We start from the raw sequence: 15286 nt of genomic DNA on the forward strand, positions 1-15286 counted from the left end.
TAGTGTCCTTATCGAATCCGAAGTTCGCTCCGAAGGTGCGGCAAATGATGCGAACTTCGGATTCGGGACACTAGAGCATGAAAGATCGTGCTCGAACAAAGACATGAGATCATGATGCGATTCCGTAGAAACGCATCATGATCCATCAGAGAGCAGGCGAGGAGACGTCGTTGCAATTTCACATGATATCCGGCGGCCCGAAGCCGGTCGCGCCGTTCAGCCACGCGGTCGAGACGGATGGTTTCGTTTTCGTCACCGGCCAGATGCCGGATACGCCGGCCGCACCCGGCCTATTGCCCGAGGGCATCGTGGCGCAGACCCGCGCGGTGATGGAGAATCTGCGCGTGGTGCTTGCGGGCCTCGATCTCGGCCTCGAGCATATCGTGATGTCGCGCATCTATCTGACGCGCTTCAAGGAAGATTATGCGGCGATGAACGAGACCTATCGCCGCTATTTCCCGTCCGACCGCCTGCCGGCCCGCACCTGCGTCGGCGTCACCGGTCTCGCCTATGATGCGTTGATCGAAATCGATCTCGTCTGCCGCCGGCCTGCATAGACGCGCCCGCGAGGGTATGCTCGACCAGACGGAGACCGCCCGACGTCGGCGAGAGCCGCCGTCAGGACTTCAGAAGTGATGGCGGCCGGAGGTCCGGCCGGGCCGGCAGCGGACCTGAACGAGACCTACTCGTCCTTCTTCGTCGGCTGCGACATGCGCTCGAGGCGTTCCTGCATGTCCTTCATCTGGCGGCGAAGATCGTCGATGTTGCCGTCATCGGGCGTGGGCTCCGGCGCCTTGTCGGCCTCGCCGCCACCGCGTTGCGGCACGAATGGCTTGAACATCGAGAAGGTCTGCTGGAACAGCTCCATGTTGCGGCGGACCTGTTCTTCCAGCGGCGCAAACGGTGTCCCGCTCAGCGCGCCCGCGATCTGCTTGCGGAATTTTTCCTGTTCCTTGGTCAGCGTCTCGATCGACTGTTCGAGATATTTCGGCACCACCATCTGCATGCTGTCGCCGTAGAAGCGGATCAGCTGGCGCAGGAAAGTGGTCGGCAGCAGGTTCTGCCCGGCCTTGTTTTCCTGCTCGAAGATGATTTGCGCGAGCACGGAGCGGGTAATGTCGTCGCCGGTCTTGGCGTCATAGACGAGGAAATCTTCGCCTTCCTTCACCATCGCCGCGAGATCCTCGAGCGTGACATAGGTGCTCGTCCCGGTATTATAGAGCCGCCGGTTCGCGTATTTCTTGATCGTGGTCGGTTGTTCAGATTTTGCCATGGGCTCTCACTTCAACACCGAAGAACCTGGAACCCTACGGCATCGCCGCAGGGCAAAATGCAACGCATCGCAGCAAAGGTAAGCATTTTCAAAGCGGTTCGGCTACAGTTTTGTGCTGTGCGGTTAATTCCAAAGCATAGGATTTGCTCAGGAAAGTGCCAAGGGCGTCATTTTGAGTGCGTCGCGGCGCGATTTGCCCGACAGTGCGATTGACATGTCTCAACGAGGTTTACAGGATAGCCGTCAAGAGACAGGCCCGCCAAATCGGCCGCCCGCCGTCGAGAAACCCAGCTACAACCAATAGGAGATGTCCATGTCAGACGATGTCGTCATCGTCAGCGCCGCCCGCACCCCCGTCGGTAGCTTCAACGGCGCTTTCGCCACCACGCCGGCCCATGACCTCGGGGCCATCGCCATCAAGGCGGCGCTGGAGCGTGCCGGCGTCGAGGGCGGTCAGGTCTCCGAAGTCATCATGGGCCAGATCCTCACCGCCGCGCAGGGCCAGAACCCGGCCCGCCAGGCCTCGATCGCGGCCGGCATCCCGGTGGAAAGCCCGGCCTGGGGCGTCAACCAGCTCTGCGGCTCGGGCCTGCGCACGGTGGCGCTCGGCTACCAGGCGCTGCTCAACGGCGATTCCTCGATCGTCGTCGCCGGCGGCCAGGAATCCATGAGCATGGCCCCGCACGCGCAATATCTGCGTGGCGGCGTCAAGATGGGCGGGCTCGAGCTGATCGACACCATGATCAAGGACGGGCTGTGGGATGCCTTCAACGGCTACCACATGGGCAACACCGCCGAGAACGTCGCCAAGCAATACCAGATCACCCGGTCGCAGCAGGACGAGTTCGCGGTCGGTTCGCAGAACAAGGCCGAGGCGGCGCAGAAGGCCGGCAAGTTCAAGGACGAGATCGTCCCGGTCACCATCAAGTCCCGCAAGGGCGATATCGTGGTCGACACCGACGAGTATCCGCGCCACGGCGCCACGCTCGACGCGATGGCCAAGCTCCGCGCGGCCTTCGAGAAGGACGGCACCGTGACCGCGGGCAACGCCTCGGGCATCAATGACGGCGCCGCCGCCGTCGTGCTGATGACCGCCAAGGAAGCCGCCAAGCAGGGCAAGAAGGTGCTGGCCCGCATCGTGTCATGGGGCCAGGCCGGCGTCGACCCCAAGATCATGGGCACCGGCCCGATCCCCGCTTCGCGCGCCGCGCTGAAGAAGGCCGGCTGGAACATCGCCGACCTCGACCTGATCGAGGCCAACGAGGCGTTCGCCGCGCAGGCCTGCGCGGTGAACAAGGACCTCGGCTGGGATCCGGCCAAGGTCAACGTCAATGGCGGCGCGATCGCGATCGGCCATCCGGTCGGCGCGTCGGGTGCGCGCGTGCTGGTGACGCTGCTGCACGAGATGCAGAAGCGCGATGCCAAGAAGGGCCTCGCGACGCTGTGCATCGGCGGCGGCATGGGCATCGCTATGTGCGTTGCACGCGACTGAACAAAAGGCAGCGAGGCCGGTTAGGTGATGAAAAGATCATCTGTCAACCGCGAAGCGAGCTGATAAATAAGATGCCCGGCTTTGCGCCGGGCATTTTTGTTTCGACAGCATGATCCGGAAAAGTGTGAAGCGGTTTTCCGAGAAGACCATGCTCAAAAAAGGGAGCCAAAGCGCGATGACAATTCAACCTGATCTCATCGCGCTTTGTTGAGTGAGTGCGTAGGCCGGAGTTATCCGGTTATGAAAGACGGCCAAGGAGGAAACGGACATGGCACGTGTTGCATTGGTGACGGGCGGAACGCGCGGTATTGGAGCTGCGATCAGCAAGGCGCTGAAAGCGGCGGGCTACAAGGTGGCGGCGAGCTACGCCGGCAATGACGCCGCGGCGGAGAAGTTCAAGGCGGAGAGCGGGATTCCGGTCTACAAGTGGGACGTCGCCTCGTTCGACGCCTGCGCGGCTGGCGTCAAGCAGGTCGAGGCCGATCTCGGCTCGGTCGACGTGCTCGTCAACAATGCCGGCATCACCAAGGATACCGCGTTCCACAAGATGACGGTCGAGCAGTGGAATGCCGTGATCAACACCAACCTCGGCTCGCTGTTCAACATGACGCGCCAGGTGATCGAGGGCATGCGCGCCCGCAAGTTCGGCCGTGTCATCTCGATCTCCTCCATCAACGGCCAGAAGGGCCAGTTCGGCCAGGTCAACTACTCGGCGGCCAAGGCCGGCGACATCGGCTTCACCAAGGCGCTGGCGCTGGAGAACGCCAAGGGCGGCATCACCGTGAACGTGATCTGCCCCGGCTATATCAACACCGAGATGGTGCAGGCGGTGCCGAAGGACGTGCTCGAGAAGAACGTGATCCCGCAGATTCCGGTCGCCCGGCTCGGCGAACCCGAAGAGATCGCGCGGGCCGTGGTGTTCCTCGCCGCCGACGATGCCGGTTTCATCACCGGCTCGACGCTGACGGTGAACGGCGGCCAGTATCACGCCTGACGCGAGTAGCGTCGTCGCGTCGCAGGCGCGCACAATCAAGTAGCGAATGCCCGGCCTTGTGCCGGGCATTTTCGTCTTTACAACGCGCCACACGCGAAGGAAGACGTGGCCGGCCGGGACATCGGCGAGCGGCTTCAGACCGCCATCCTTTGGATAGTCATGCCCGGCCACGACGGATTGAATTGAGATGACGACCCGAACTGCCACCCTTGTCGGACTGACCGCCATCCTGATGTGGTCGCTGCTGTCGGTCATGACGGTCGCGACCGGGACGATCCCGGCGTTCCAGCTCGCGGCCATGACCTTTGCGATCGGCGCCGCGGTGGCGTTCGCGAGCTTCCTGTTGCGTCCATCAGCCTTCGGCGCGTTGAAGCAACCGCTTGTCGCCTGGGTCGTCGGCGTCGGCGGGCTGTTCGGCTATCACGCGCTGTATTTCCTGGCGCTGCGCTTCGCCCCGCCGGCCGAGGCCGGGCTGCTCAATTATCTCTGGCCGCTGTTGATCGTGCTGTTCTCGTCGCTGCTGCCGGGCGAGCGGCTTGCGGTGCATCACATCGTCGGCGCGCTGCTCGGCCTCGCCGGCACCGTGCTGCTGTTCGCCGGCAACACCGGCGCCTTCACAAAAGAGCAGATTCCAGGCTTCGCGGCCGCCTTCGTCGCGGCGTTCGTCTGGGCGTCCTATTCGGTGATGTCGCGCCGGCTCAAGGCGGTGCCGACCGATGCGGTGGCAGGCTTCTGCCTCGCGACCGCCGTGCTTGCGGCGCTCGTGCACATGATGGTGGAGACGACGGTGTGGCCCGCGACGCCGCTGCAGTGGCTTGCCGTCGTCGCGCTCGGCATCGGTCCGGTGGGGGCCGCGTTCTTCGCCTGGGATATCGGCATGAAGCGCGGCGACATCCGCGTGCTCGGTGCCGCCTCCTATGCCACGCCGCTGCTCTCGACCGCGTTCCTGATCGCAGCGGGCTTCGCCAAGCCCAGCGCCAATATCGCGATCGCCGCGATCCTGATCGCCGGCGGCGGGCTGATCGCGGCAAAGGACATGGTGCTGAGAAAAAGAACGTAGGATGGGTAGAGCGAAGCGAAACCCATCATCCCGCAGAGTAGATAGGAATTGATGGGTTTCGCTGCGCTCTACCCATCCTACGAAGAGGGTTGTTGCTACTGTTTCACCGTCACCCTGAGGAGGCCGCAGCGCGGCCGTCTCGAAGGGGCGACGGCCCCGTCTGTGGCCGATTCATCCTTCGAGGCTCGCCCAGCGGCGCAATTGCGCCGCAAGGCTCGCACCTGCAGCGACAAAGGCAAAGCCTTTGCGCGGGGATGACGGGAAAAAGCTCTTACGAAGCGGGCTCCCAGCCCTTCGGCGCCAGCTCGAACTTCGCGAACTCGAATCCCGGCGCGACGGTGCAGCCGACCAGCGTCCAGTCGCCGCTGCTTTCGGCGGCCTGCCATGTGTCCGCCGGCACGATTGCCTGTGGCTGCTCGCCGCGCGCCACATCCGGCCCGAGCGTGATCGAATGTGGGCCGCCGTCCTGCGCGATCCGCAATGTCAGCGGCGCGCCGGCGTAATAGTGCCACATCTCGACGGCGTCGATGCGGTGCCAATGCGAGCGCTCGCCGCGCGCCAGCAGGAAGTAGATCGCGGTCGAATGCGCACGGCCATTGGCGTCGCAGCGCGCGTCGCGAAACGTCTCGCGATAGTGCCCGCCTTCGGGATGCGGCTGCAGCGCGAGCCGCGCGATGATGTCGGCCGCCGAGAGGTCGGCCATCACGACTTGTTCTTGCGCTCGCGGAGCTCGCCGAACACCAGCGCCGGGTCGGCGCCCTTCATGTGCAGCTTTGCCGCCACCGCCGGCTCGTCGGCGCGCAGGAACACGTTGGCCTTCTTCTCGTCGCCGAGCAGCACCGGGATCGTCGGCTTGTTCTCGGCGCGCAGTTTTGTGACCTCTGCTGCGCGCGCCTGCAGGGCCGCATTGTCGGGCTCGATGGTGAGCGCGAATTTCACGTTGGAGGCGGTGTATTCATGGCCGCAATAGAGACGGAAATCGTCCGGCAGCGAGCGCAGCTTCAAAAGCGAATCCCACATCATGGGGTAGGTGCCTTCGAACACCCGGCCGCAGCCGATCGAGAACAGCGTGTCGGCGGCGAACACCGCCTTCTCGCCGTCGAACACGTAGGAGATATGGTCGAGCGTATGGCCGGGCGTCTCGACGACGCGCGCGAGCAGGCTGCCGACCTTGATGACATCGGCATTGGCGGCGCGCAGATCGACATTGGCGATCTTGGCCGACTGGTCGTGCGGGGCGACGACGCGGCAGCCATATTTCTGCTTCAGCTCGGCGACGCCGCCGACATGGTCGCCATGGTGATGGGTGATCAGGATATCGGTCAGCGTCCAGCCCTCGCGCTCCAGCGCCTTGATGATCGGGCCGGCTTCCGGCGCGTCGATCGACGCGGTCGCCTTGGTCGCGGGATCGTGGATCAAATACCCGAAATTGTCGGTGAGGCAGCTGAAGGTGCGAATTTCGGCGGTCATGATATCTCCACGAACAAACGGGACGGACATTTTCAAAGCATGATGTATTCGAAAGACCGGTATCGACTTTCCCGGGTCATGCTTTTAACGCGCCCAATATAGGGGTGAAATATGGCGTTAACGCTCCGGCGGCAATGCAATTTTCGGCGCACCCGGGCAGCAGGGGGCGTGTTAGGCTAAACACCATGGACGTCATCGACCTGCGCGACTTCTATTCGCAGCGCCTCGGCATCGTGGCGCGGCAGCTGATCAACCGGGGTATCCGCGCGCGGTGGCCGAACGCGGAAGGCCAGCGCGTGCTCGGCCTCGGCTATCCGACCCCCTATCTCGGCCTGTTCCGTGAGTCCTGCGAGCGCTGCATTGCCTTCATGCCGGCGGCCCAGGGCGTGCTGAAATGGCCGACCGGCCGGCCGGCGCTGGCCACCTTGATCGACGAATTCTCGATGCCGCTGCCGGATGCCGCGGTCGACCGCGTGCTGCTGGTGCACGCGCTGGAGATGTCCGATGACCCGGAGCGGTTGCTGCGCGAGGTGTGGCGGGTGCTCTCGCCGTCGGGGCGGCTGATCGCGATCATCCCGAACCGCCGCGGCGTCTGGACGCGCACCGACGCCACGCCGTTCGGCCATGGCCGGCCCTATTCGCGGGCGCAGATCACGCAGCTGTTGCGGCAGACCTGGTTCACGCCGTCGTCGTGGGGCGAGGCGTTGTTCATGCCGCCGGTGCAGGGCAGCTGGTTCCTGCGCTCGGCGATGGCGTGGGAGCGGGTCGGCGCGGCGCTGTCGATGCCGTTCGCCGGCGTGCATATCGTGGAGGCGACCAAGCAGGTCTATCGGGCGATTCCCGCGCGTCGCGAGCGCACGCAGCTGATCCCGTCATTGCGTCCGGTGCTGGTGCCGTCCTCGACGGCGACGCGCAAATCGACTCACGCAGAGTCGTAACACGACCCGAGGCGTGACGCGGACAATTCACCCTCCCCGTGAAGGGAGGGTGACAGATTTTCAGGATTACTCGTTGCCCGGATTGAAGTCGTCGCTCGGTGCGGGCTGCGTCGCCATGTCGGGGCGCGGGCCGTGCGGACGGCGGCGGCGGCGCGGAAAGCGCTCGCTCCGTTCGCCGCGTTCTGCGCCGCCATTATTGCCTTCATAGGCGCCGTTGACCTGTGGCTGCGCGCCGCCGGTGATGAACGAGGGCAGGCGATCGACGCCGCCGGCATCGGCCATCGCGGGCTGCGGCTGGTTCTGCGGTTGCGGCTGATATTGCGGCTGCGGACGATGCTCGCGCTCGCGGTGCTCACGCGGCTGCTGGTCGCGCTCGCGATGCTCGCGCGGCTGCTGCTGCTCGCGCTGGTACGGCTGCTGGCCGTTGTCGCGCATGAAAGGTTGCTGCTGCTGCGGCACGAAGCCCGGCTCCTGGCCGAAGCTCGAATAGCCGTCGCTGTCGTCGTCGCCGTCTTCGGTCGGGGTGACCTCGGCGTCGGGGCGCGGCGGCTGCTGATTCTGCCGGAACTGCTCCTGTGCGGCCGCGATGATCCGGTAGTAGTGCTCAGCGTGCTGGTAGTAGTTCTCAGCTGCCACCGGATCGCCGGAGGAGCGCGCATCGCGCGCAAGCTGAACGTATTTCTCGGCCACGTGGGAGGCCGTGCCGCGGATCTTGATGTCAGGTCCGTTCGATTCGTACACCCGTGTCAGGGGATTCTGGCCGCGCCGGTTATTGTTGTTGTTATTGTTGTTGTTATTCCGGTTGCGCATCCGCTTGTTGTTCTGACCGTTTCTCATCTGTCGCCTTTTATTCCAGCCCTGAAGTTATTGCAGTCCACAGTCCGATTTCTCAGAAGTCCGATTCCCAGAGTCCGATTCGGCGCGCGCCTAGGCACACGGAATCGCAATACCGTTCGAAGTGGTTTCGATGTCGCCGACCATCTCGTTCAGCAAAGTCGCGTGCAGCAAAGACGCGTTCCCCAACCGCCGGCAATCGCGCCAGCGACCAAATCATTCCGCCCGTTGAGACAGGCTCAGTTCTCGTGCGTAAGTCTTCAAGCGCAATAACAGGCTTTCGTTCGCTTGGCGGTCGAGAGCAGCACAGCTTCGGCTATTGCGCTCTATATGACCTGCGTTCCTGGAACCTTTCGATCGGCGGGCTCTGCTGAACCCTGGTCATCACCCGTAACGGATTACGGGGCCAGCACCGATGTTGTGCCCGGAACGTAGTCGTTCCCGGGAGATAATCCAAGAGGTTTTTTTTCGTTCCAATAGGACTTTATCGGGGCAGCCGGCGGGCGGAAACGGCCCTCGGGATGCCCCCCAGATCGGCCTTTGGCGGCCCCGTTGGGAATAACCCGGATGCCGTCATCAGCGCTTCAACGTCGCCGCTCTGACCCTGTCCGACTTCCACAACCAGAAATCCTCCTGAGGTCAAAAGACCCGCAGATTGCGAAATCAGCGCGCGGTAGGCGTCGAGCCCGTCGGCACCGCCGTCGAGCGCCGCGCGCGGATCATGCGCGCGCACCTCGATGTCGAGTCCGGCGACGTCGGCCGAGGGGATGTACGGCGGATTGGACACGATCAGCTCGAACGCGCCGACGAGCCCGCGGCCGTAGTCGCACTCGATCCATGTCGTGCGATCGGCGAATCCGAGCGCGGTGGCGTTGCGGCTCGCGGTCTGCAGCGCCTCCGTCGAGATGTCGGTGGCGAAGCCATGCGCGTTCGGCAGTTCCGAGAGCAGCGCCAGCAGGATCGCGCCAGAACCGGTGCCGAGATCGGCGATCCGCAACGCGCGCTCGGCCACCCCGTCGGCGCGCAGCAGTTCGAGTGCGCGCTCGACCACCGTCTCGGTGTCCGGGCGCGGCACCAGCGTCGCGGCGGACAGGTGCAGCGGCAGTCCCCAGAACTCCTTGACGCCGAGGATGCGCGCGATCGGTTCGCCGGCGAGGCGGCGCTGCGCGAGGTGCTCGAGGCGATCGGCTTCGTCCCTCGTCAGCGCGCGCTTCGCGCCCGTGATCATGCCGGTCAGATCGAGCCCCAGCACGGCGCCGACCAGCAGTCGCGCATCGAGCTCGGCGGCGTCGTGGCCGGCCGCCTTGAGGCGGGCGGTGAGGCTGCGCCTGATGCTCTCGACGGTCTGGCCATGTCCTGCGGGTTCGCTCATCGCGCGTTGTTAGCCGATGGTCGATGCGGCGTCGATATCACTTGCGCCCCGTGCGGCCGGCGCGCACGGTCAGAATCTGAACCTAGCGATCCGGAACGCGCGACCATGACGGGCTATGACGACCAGAACATCTTCGCCAGGATCCTGCGCGGCGAGGTCCCGAGCTTCAAGGTCTACGAGACCGACCGGACCTTTGCCTTTCTCGACATCATGCCGCGATCGCCGGGACATACCCTGGTGATTCCGAAGGCGCCCGCGCGCGGCATCCTCGACATCGCGGAAGACGACCTCGCCGCGGTGGCGCGGTCGGCCAAGCGCATCGCCATCGCCGCGATGAAGGCGTTCGCGGCCGACGGCATCATCATCCAGCAGTTCAGCGAGCCCGCCAGCGGTCAGGTGGTGTTTCACCTGCACATGCATGTGATGCCAGTGAAGGCCGGCGTCGCACTGCTGCCGGCGCAGACCGTCAAGGCGGAGATGGATGTGCTCGCCGATCACGCCAGGCGGATGATCGCGGCGCTGGGTGGGTGAGCGGGTGGCCCGGTCCGACGCGGGAATGCCGTAATCCCTATCCCGAGAGGCCATGCGCAATATCGAGTTCGTCATTGCGAGGAGCTCGCGACAAAATTTGTAAAGCAATTTTGCGCTGTAGCGACGAAGCAATCCATCCATCCGCGCATGCGGACCGATGGATTGCTTCGCGGAGCCTGTCATCGGGCGTGCGTTCGCGCGACCCGTTGGCTCGCAATGACGGCGGAGAAAGTGACGCGCCCTAAACCCCGAGATAGCGCTGCAGGACATCGGGCTGCGCCTTGATCTCCTGCGCCGGCCCTTCATGGACGATGTGCCCGTTGTTGATGATGTAGATGCGCTGCGCCAGCGCGAGCGTCGCGGCGAGGTTTTGCTCCACCAGCACGATGGTCTGTCCGGCCTCGGCGAGATCGCGGCACGCCTTCATCAGGTCGCGCACGATCACCGGCGCCAGGCCCTCGAACGGCTCGTCGAGCAGGATGATCTTGGGATCGCGTACCAAGGCGCGCGCGATCGCCAGCATCTGCTGCTCGCCGCCCGACAGGTCGGTGCCGCGGTTGCCGCGCCGCTCGCGCAGCCGCGGGAACATCTCGTAGATGCGGTCGAGCGGCCAGCGCTGCGAGGCGGTCAGGCCGGCGATCACGAGGTTCTCCTCGACGCTCAGGCTGCCGAAGATACGGCGCTCCTCATGGACCAGCTGCATGCCGGCTTGCGCGATCTTGTGGCTCTTCCGGCCGGAGATCTCGACGCCGTCGAACATCACCGAGCCGCGGCGCGGGGTGACGACGCCCATCAGGCTCTTCAGCGTCGTGCTCTTGCCGGCGCCGTTACGTCCGAGCAGCGCCACCACCTCGTTGCGCTCGACGTGCATCGAGACGTCGAACAGGATGTGGGAATCCCCGTAATAGCTGTTCAGTCCGTTGACCTCGAGCAGGCTCATGCGGCGAGCACTCCATGCACGCCGCCAAGATAGGCCTCCTGGACGGTCGAATTGGTCTTGATCTCTTCCGGCGTTCCCTCGACCAGCACGCGGCCCTCCTGCAGCACGGTGACGCGCTCGGCGAGCTCGAACAGCGCATCCATGTCGTGATCGATGATGATCATGGTGCGGCCCTGGCTGATCGACTTCAGCAGCTTGACGGTCTCGACGCGCTCGCGCGGGCTCATGCCGGCCAGCGGCTCGTCGAGCAGCAACAGGCTCGGCGACGTTGCCAGCGCCAGCCCGATCTCCAGCCGCCGCTTCTCGCCATAGGCAAGCTCGGACACGGGCGTGTCCGGCCTCGAGGTCAGATTGACCAGCTCGAGCGTCTGCTGCACGCGCTCGGACAGGCCGGGGATGCTGTCGATGCTGCGGAACAGGTCGAGCTTGAACTTGCCGCGCAGCGCCGACAGCGCCGCGATCACCAAATTCTCGCGCACCGTCAGCCCGGTGAACAGCTGGTTGACCTGGTAGCTCTTGGTCAGGCCGAGCTGACAGACGTCGGTGACGTTCATGCCGGTGATGTCGCGGCCCTCGAACAGGATGGTGCCCGAGGTCGGATGCACCTCGCAGGTCAGCATCTTGAAGAAGGTCGACTTGCCGGCGCCGTTCGGGCCGATGATGCCGCGCAGCTCACCGTGATTGACGGTGAAGTCGATGTCGCTGTTGGCGAGCAGGCCGCCATAGCGCTTGGTCAGGCCCCTAGCCTGGAGGATCGGGCCGGACGGATTGCCGCCAGCACGAGCCGCCACCGGCTTCGGCGCGGCGGGCGCTGCGGCGTGCCGCTCGCTTGCCACGGCGACGACCTCGGGTGCGCTCTCCTCCGGCTCCTTGGCGCCGCGCTGTCCGGTCAGGAGGCGGTAAAGATCGGCGAGGCCACCGATGATGCCGCGGCGCAGGAAGCACACCAGCAGCACGAACACGATGCCGAGCACGAGCTTCCAGGCCGCGCCGAGCCCGAGCGCCGCCTGCAGGAAGTCCTGCAGCGACAGCCACACCGCGGCGCCGACCAGCGGCCCGAACAGCGTGCCGCGGCCGCCGATCGCGGTTTGCATCACGAGCTGCCCCGACGTGTCGAAGGTGAACGCGTCAGGCGGCATGAAGGCCTGCAGCACGCCGAGCAGCCCGCCGGCAAAGCCGGCATAGGCGGCGGCGATCACGAAGGCGGTGAGCTTGTAGCCGTGGATGTTGTGGCCGACCGCGGTCGCGCGCAGCGGGTTGTCGCGGATCGCGCTGAACACGGCACCGACCGGCGAGCGCACGATGCGCAGCGCAATCACGACGCCGATGAAGTAGCACAGCGCCAGGAACTGATAGAGCGACCAGCCGGTGGTGAAGTGCAGCGTGGTGAAGCCGAGATTGAAGCTCGGGGTCGGCACGCCCGGCAGCCCGTTCTCGCCGCCGGTGAAGTCCGACAGCGGATTGAACTCGACGAAGAAGAACACCTCGGCGATCGCCACCGTGATCATCGCGAAGTAGATGCCGGTGCGACGCAGCGCGATCAGGCCGATCAGATAGCCGGTGGCGGCGGCCGCGATCATGCCGATGACGAGCGCGAGCACGACGTATGGAAAACCGGCGCGCGTCAGCAGATAGGCCGCGACGAAGCCGCCGGTGCCGTAAAAGGCCGACTGGCCGAACGACAGCAGGCCGGTGAAGCCGAACAGGATGTCGAAGCCGAGGCCGAACAGACCCCAGACCAGGATCCGGTTCACCGTGTTGGGCGCGAAGCCGAGCCACGGCAGCACGAAGGGCGCGACGATCAGGCCGGCGGCGGTCAGGAGTTCGATCAGGTATGGGCGCTGTTTAAGCATCTAGATATCCGTCGTCATTCGCGGCCCTGCGTGCCGAGCAGGCCATGCGGTCTGAGCACCAGCACGAGCGTCATCGCCGCGAACAGCATGACGTAGGCGTAACCGGGGTTGAACATCGAGGTGATGCTGATGATCTCGCCGGCGATCAGCCCGCCGAGGATGGCGCCGGGAAACGAGCCGACGCCGCCGATCACCACCACCACGAAGGTCTCGACCAGGATGTCGTCGCCGACACCCGGCGTCAGCGACACCACCGGTGCATTGATGATGCCGGCGAAGCCCGCGGCCATCGCGCCGATGCCGAACACGATCATGAAGACGCGGTAGACGTTGATGCCGAGCGAATCGACCATCACCGAATCCTCGATGCCGGCGCGCACGATCATGCCGAGCCGGGTGCGGTACAGGATCAGGAACAGCGCGCCCAGCGCGACCGCGACGATGCCGACGACCGCAAGCCGGTAGGTCGGGTAGAACAGGAAGCCGAGCGAGGTGATGCCCTGCAGCAGCGCCGGCGGCGGCACCACCTGCGACTGGCTGGTGAAGATCAGCCGCACGATCTCGACGAAGCAGATGCCGAGGCCGAACGTGACCAGCAGCTGGTCCTCATGCGGGCGGTGGTAGAAGTGGCGGATGATGATCCGCTCCATCGCAATCCCGAGCACCATCACGAACAGCGAGCCTGCGATCACGGCGAGAATGAACGAGCCGGTGTAGGAATAGGTCACGTATCCGGCGTAGCCGCCGATCATGAACATGGCGCCGTGGGCGAGGTTGAGCACCCCGAGTGTGCCGTAGATGATCGTCAATCCGGAGCTGATCAGCGCGAGCAGCGCGCCGAGCGCCAGTCCGTTGAAAAGTTGCGAGACGAAATTTGGCCAGTTGATCATGACGCGCGTTCACTTAGCCGTATACCTGGCCCGGTCAGTGGAGGATGCGTTCCGAGAAAAGCGGCGCCGCGGGCCGGGTCGCCCCGCCCACGGCGCCGAGTCTTCCCACGTTAATCAGGTGTAGTCGCCGAGATGGCAGCCGAACGCATCCGGCTTCTGCATCAGACCGTCGCCGGGGACGATCTCGATCACCTCGTAATAGTCCTCCTTGTTCTTCATCTCCTTTTCCATCTTGCCGCGGACGATGACGACGGGGCGGACGCACTGATGATCCTCGGGGCGATAGTGGACGTCGCCGACAAGCGAAGGCAGCGTCTCGCCCTTCTCATAGGCCTTGATGACGTCGGGCGGATAGAAGCTGCCGGCCTCCTCGACCATGCGGGCCCAGTGCGCGAAGCTGACATAGGCATTCTCGGCGCCCCATTCCGGCTTGTATCCGTACTTCTTCTCGAAGGCCTCGTTGAACATCTTGGCCAGCGGATATTTGTCCTCGATGGTCCACCAATAGTCGGTCGCGGCGTAGACGCCCTGCATCAGGCCGCCGGTCTCGCGGGCGATGAACGGCACCTGGTAGGGCACCACGAGCTTCATCTTGTCGAGCACGCCGAACTGCTTGGCCTGCTGCGTCGACAGCACGGCATCGTGACCCCAGTTGACGTTGATCAGCACGTCGGCGCCGGAGTTCGCGACGTTGAGCAGATAGGACGAATAGTCCGGCGCGCCGAGCGGCGAGACCTGGTTGGTGACGGTGGTCCAGCCCGCCTGGGCGAGGTAGTCCTGCATCGACTTGGTGACGGTGTGGCCGTAGGTGTAGTCGGGCGTCAGGTAGGCGGCCTTCTTGTTCTTGCCGAACTGCTTGATCAGCACCGGCGCGATCGCCGCCGCGGCGGTCTGGCCGAAGAAGTTCTGGCGGAAGCCGTAGCGCACGCAATCCTTGCCGGTGGTGTCGTTGGAGCCGGAAATGCCGCAGACGAAGATCACCTTCTCGCGCTGCGCCAGCTTGTTCAGCGCCACCGCGACCGCGCTCGACGTGCCGCCGGTGATCATCACCGCCTTGTTCTCGGAGATGAAGCGCTGCTGCGCCTGCACGGCCTCGTTCGGCTTCGCCGCGGAATCCGCGACGCCGAACTTCAGCTCCTTGCCGAGCACGCCCTTGCTGGTCTTCGGCGAGATCTTCTTGATCAGCTCGTGGCCGCTGTTGATGTGCTCGATCGCGAGCTGATAGCCCTTGAGCTCATCCTCGCCCTGCACCGCATAGGTGCCGGTGCGCGGGACCGAGATGCCGATGAACGCCGAAGAGCCCGACGAGCCCGCGGGATAGGTTCCGATCGCCGGGTGGTCCTCGGCGAAGGCCCGCGATGCGATCGAGGCCGGCAGCACGCTGCCGCCGATCAGGCCCGCGCCGGCTTGCAGCAAAGTGCGGCGCGAAACGTTCGGGGCACTGCCCGGCCGAAAATCCTTGGTGCTCATCGCTCAGTATCCTCCAATTATATTGATTGTTGGCGCGCATGCTCACTCGTCGCCTGATCGGATCGATCGGCGGCACGATGCGCCGGCTGCAATCGAGCAGCCTGTCACAGCTACAATTCCCCACCGGCATATTTAGTCAATGTCACCTTTCGTCGAATCATATCGGCCT

General features: G+C 64.7%; 15 protein-coding genes. 6 read left to right on the forward strand and 9 right to left on the reverse strand.

All coding sequences use genetic code 11. The annotated features are described in order from the left end of the window. Positions 1 to 170: 170 nt before the first annotated feature. The gene (locus tag ACVMDN_RS39475; RefSeq protein WP_076824761.1) at positions 171 to 557 is read left to right on the forward strand and encodes a RidA family protein; all 387 of its coding nucleotides are present in this window, start codon (positions 171 to 173) and stop codon (positions 555 to 557) included. Positions 558 to 682: 125 nt separating this feature from the next. Here the strand turns inward: ACVMDN_RS39475 and phaR are convergent, their stop codons facing one another. Continuing rightward, a complete protein-coding gene (phaR, locus tag ACVMDN_RS39480; RefSeq protein WP_057015574.1) occupies positions 683 to 1273 on the reverse strand; it encodes a polyhydroxyalkanoate synthesis repressor PhaR in 591 nt (196 codons plus the stop codon). 313 nt (positions 1274 to 1586) lie between these two features. Here phaR and ACVMDN_RS39485 point away from each other — a divergent pair, with 313 nt between their 5' ends. The 3 genes from ACVMDN_RS39485 (at position 1587) to yddG (ending at position 4819) form a co-directional block, all read left to right on the forward strand. After that, the gene (locus ACVMDN_RS39485; RefSeq protein ID WP_076824763.1) at positions 1587 to 2765 is read left to right on the forward strand and encodes an acetyl-CoA C-acetyltransferase; all 1179 of its coding nucleotides are present in this window, start codon (positions 1587 to 1589) and stop codon (positions 2763 to 2765) included. Between the two features lie 268 nt (positions 2766 to 3033). Continuing rightward, positions 3034 to 3759 carry an acetoacetyl-CoA reductase gene (gene phbB / locus ACVMDN_RS39490; RefSeq protein ID WP_076824700.1) on the forward strand — a complete coding sequence of 242 codons (726 nt, stop codon included), beginning with the start codon at positions 3034 to 3036 and terminating at the stop codon, positions 3757 to 3759. Positions 3760 to 3946: 187 nt separating this feature from the next. Beyond that, the gene (gene yddG, locus ACVMDN_RS39495; protein ID WP_057015572.1) at positions 3947 to 4819 is read left to right on the forward strand and encodes an aromatic amino acid exporter YddG; all 873 of its coding nucleotides are present in this window, start codon (positions 3947 to 3949) and stop codon (positions 4817 to 4819) included. Positions 4820 to 5090: 271 nt separating this feature from the next. Here the strand turns inward: yddG and ACVMDN_RS39500 are convergent, their stop codons facing one another. Next, positions 5091 to 5522, reverse strand: coding sequence for a cupin domain-containing protein (locus ACVMDN_RS39500; protein ID WP_076824702.1), 432 nt, complete (start codon positions 5520 to 5522; stop codon positions 5091 to 5093). Further along, the gene (gloB, locus tag ACVMDN_RS39505) at positions 5522 to 6289 is read right to left on the reverse strand and encodes a hydroxyacylglutathione hydrolase (RefSeq protein ID WP_076824703.1); all 768 of its coding nucleotides are present in this window, start codon (positions 6287 to 6289) and stop codon (positions 5522 to 5524) included. Before gloB ends, ACVMDN_RS39500 begins: the two co-directional genes overlap by 1 nt. A 185-nt stretch (positions 6290 to 6474) precedes the next feature. Here gloB and ACVMDN_RS39510 point away from each other — a divergent pair, with 185 nt between their 5' ends. Then, positions 6475 to 7227: a class I SAM-dependent methyltransferase gene (locus ACVMDN_RS39510; protein WP_028343579.1), complete on the forward strand. Its 753-nt coding sequence runs from the start codon at positions 6475 to 6477 to the stop codon at positions 7225 to 7227. Between the two features lie 66 nt (positions 7228 to 7293). On the opposite strand, the gene ACVMDN_RS39515 is transcribed toward ACVMDN_RS39510, so the two are convergent. Next, positions 7294 to 8064 carry a DUF4167 domain-containing protein gene (locus tag ACVMDN_RS39515; RefSeq protein WP_076824705.1) on the reverse strand — a complete coding sequence of 257 codons (771 nt, stop codon included), beginning with the start codon at positions 8062 to 8064 and terminating at the stop codon, positions 7294 to 7296. Between the two features lie 481 nt (positions 8065 to 8545). Continuing rightward, positions 8546 to 9433 carry a peptide chain release factor N(5)-glutamine methyltransferase gene (gene prmC / locus ACVMDN_RS39520; protein WP_076824707.1) on the reverse strand — a complete coding sequence of 296 codons (888 nt, stop codon included), beginning with the start codon at positions 9431 to 9433 and terminating at the stop codon, positions 8546 to 8548. Positions 9434 to 9538: 105 nt separating this feature from the next. Here prmC and ACVMDN_RS39525 point away from each other — a divergent pair, with 105 nt between their 5' ends. Then, complete coding sequence (locus tag ACVMDN_RS39525) at positions 9539 to 9964, forward strand: HIT domain-containing protein (protein WP_057015567.1); 426 nt, start codon at positions 9539 to 9541, stop codon at positions 9962 to 9964. 241 nt (positions 9965 to 10205) lie between these two features. Here ACVMDN_RS39525 and ACVMDN_RS39530 read toward each other — a convergent pair whose 3' ends face one another. The 4 genes from ACVMDN_RS39530 to ACVMDN_RS39545 form a co-directional block, all read right to left on the reverse strand. Then, positions 10206 to 10904 carry an ABC transporter ATP-binding protein gene (locus ACVMDN_RS39530; protein ID WP_076824708.1) on the reverse strand — a complete coding sequence of 233 codons (699 nt, stop codon included), beginning with the start codon at positions 10902 to 10904 and terminating at the stop codon, positions 10206 to 10208. After that, entirely contained in the window at positions 10901 to 12757 is a 1857-nt protein-coding gene (locus ACVMDN_RS39535; RefSeq protein ID WP_057015565.1) for a branched-chain amino acid ABC transporter ATP-binding protein/permease, read from the reverse strand. Before ACVMDN_RS39535 ends, ACVMDN_RS39530 begins: the two co-directional genes overlap by 4 nt. Before the next feature lie 14 nt (positions 12758 to 12771). Further along, positions 12772 to 13647: a branched-chain amino acid ABC transporter permease gene (locus tag ACVMDN_RS39540; RefSeq protein WP_076824710.1), complete on the reverse strand. Its 876-nt coding sequence runs from the start codon at positions 13645 to 13647 to the stop codon at positions 12772 to 12774. A gap of 114 nt (positions 13648 to 13761) precedes the next feature. Then, positions 13762 to 15117: a substrate-binding protein gene (locus ACVMDN_RS39545; RefSeq protein ID WP_076824712.1), complete on the reverse strand. Its 1356-nt coding sequence runs from the start codon at positions 15115 to 15117 to the stop codon at positions 13762 to 13764. Positions 15118 to 15286: the final 169 nt, after the last annotated feature.

It is taken from the genome of Bradyrhizobium sp. USDA 4510 (assembly GCF_054059095.1).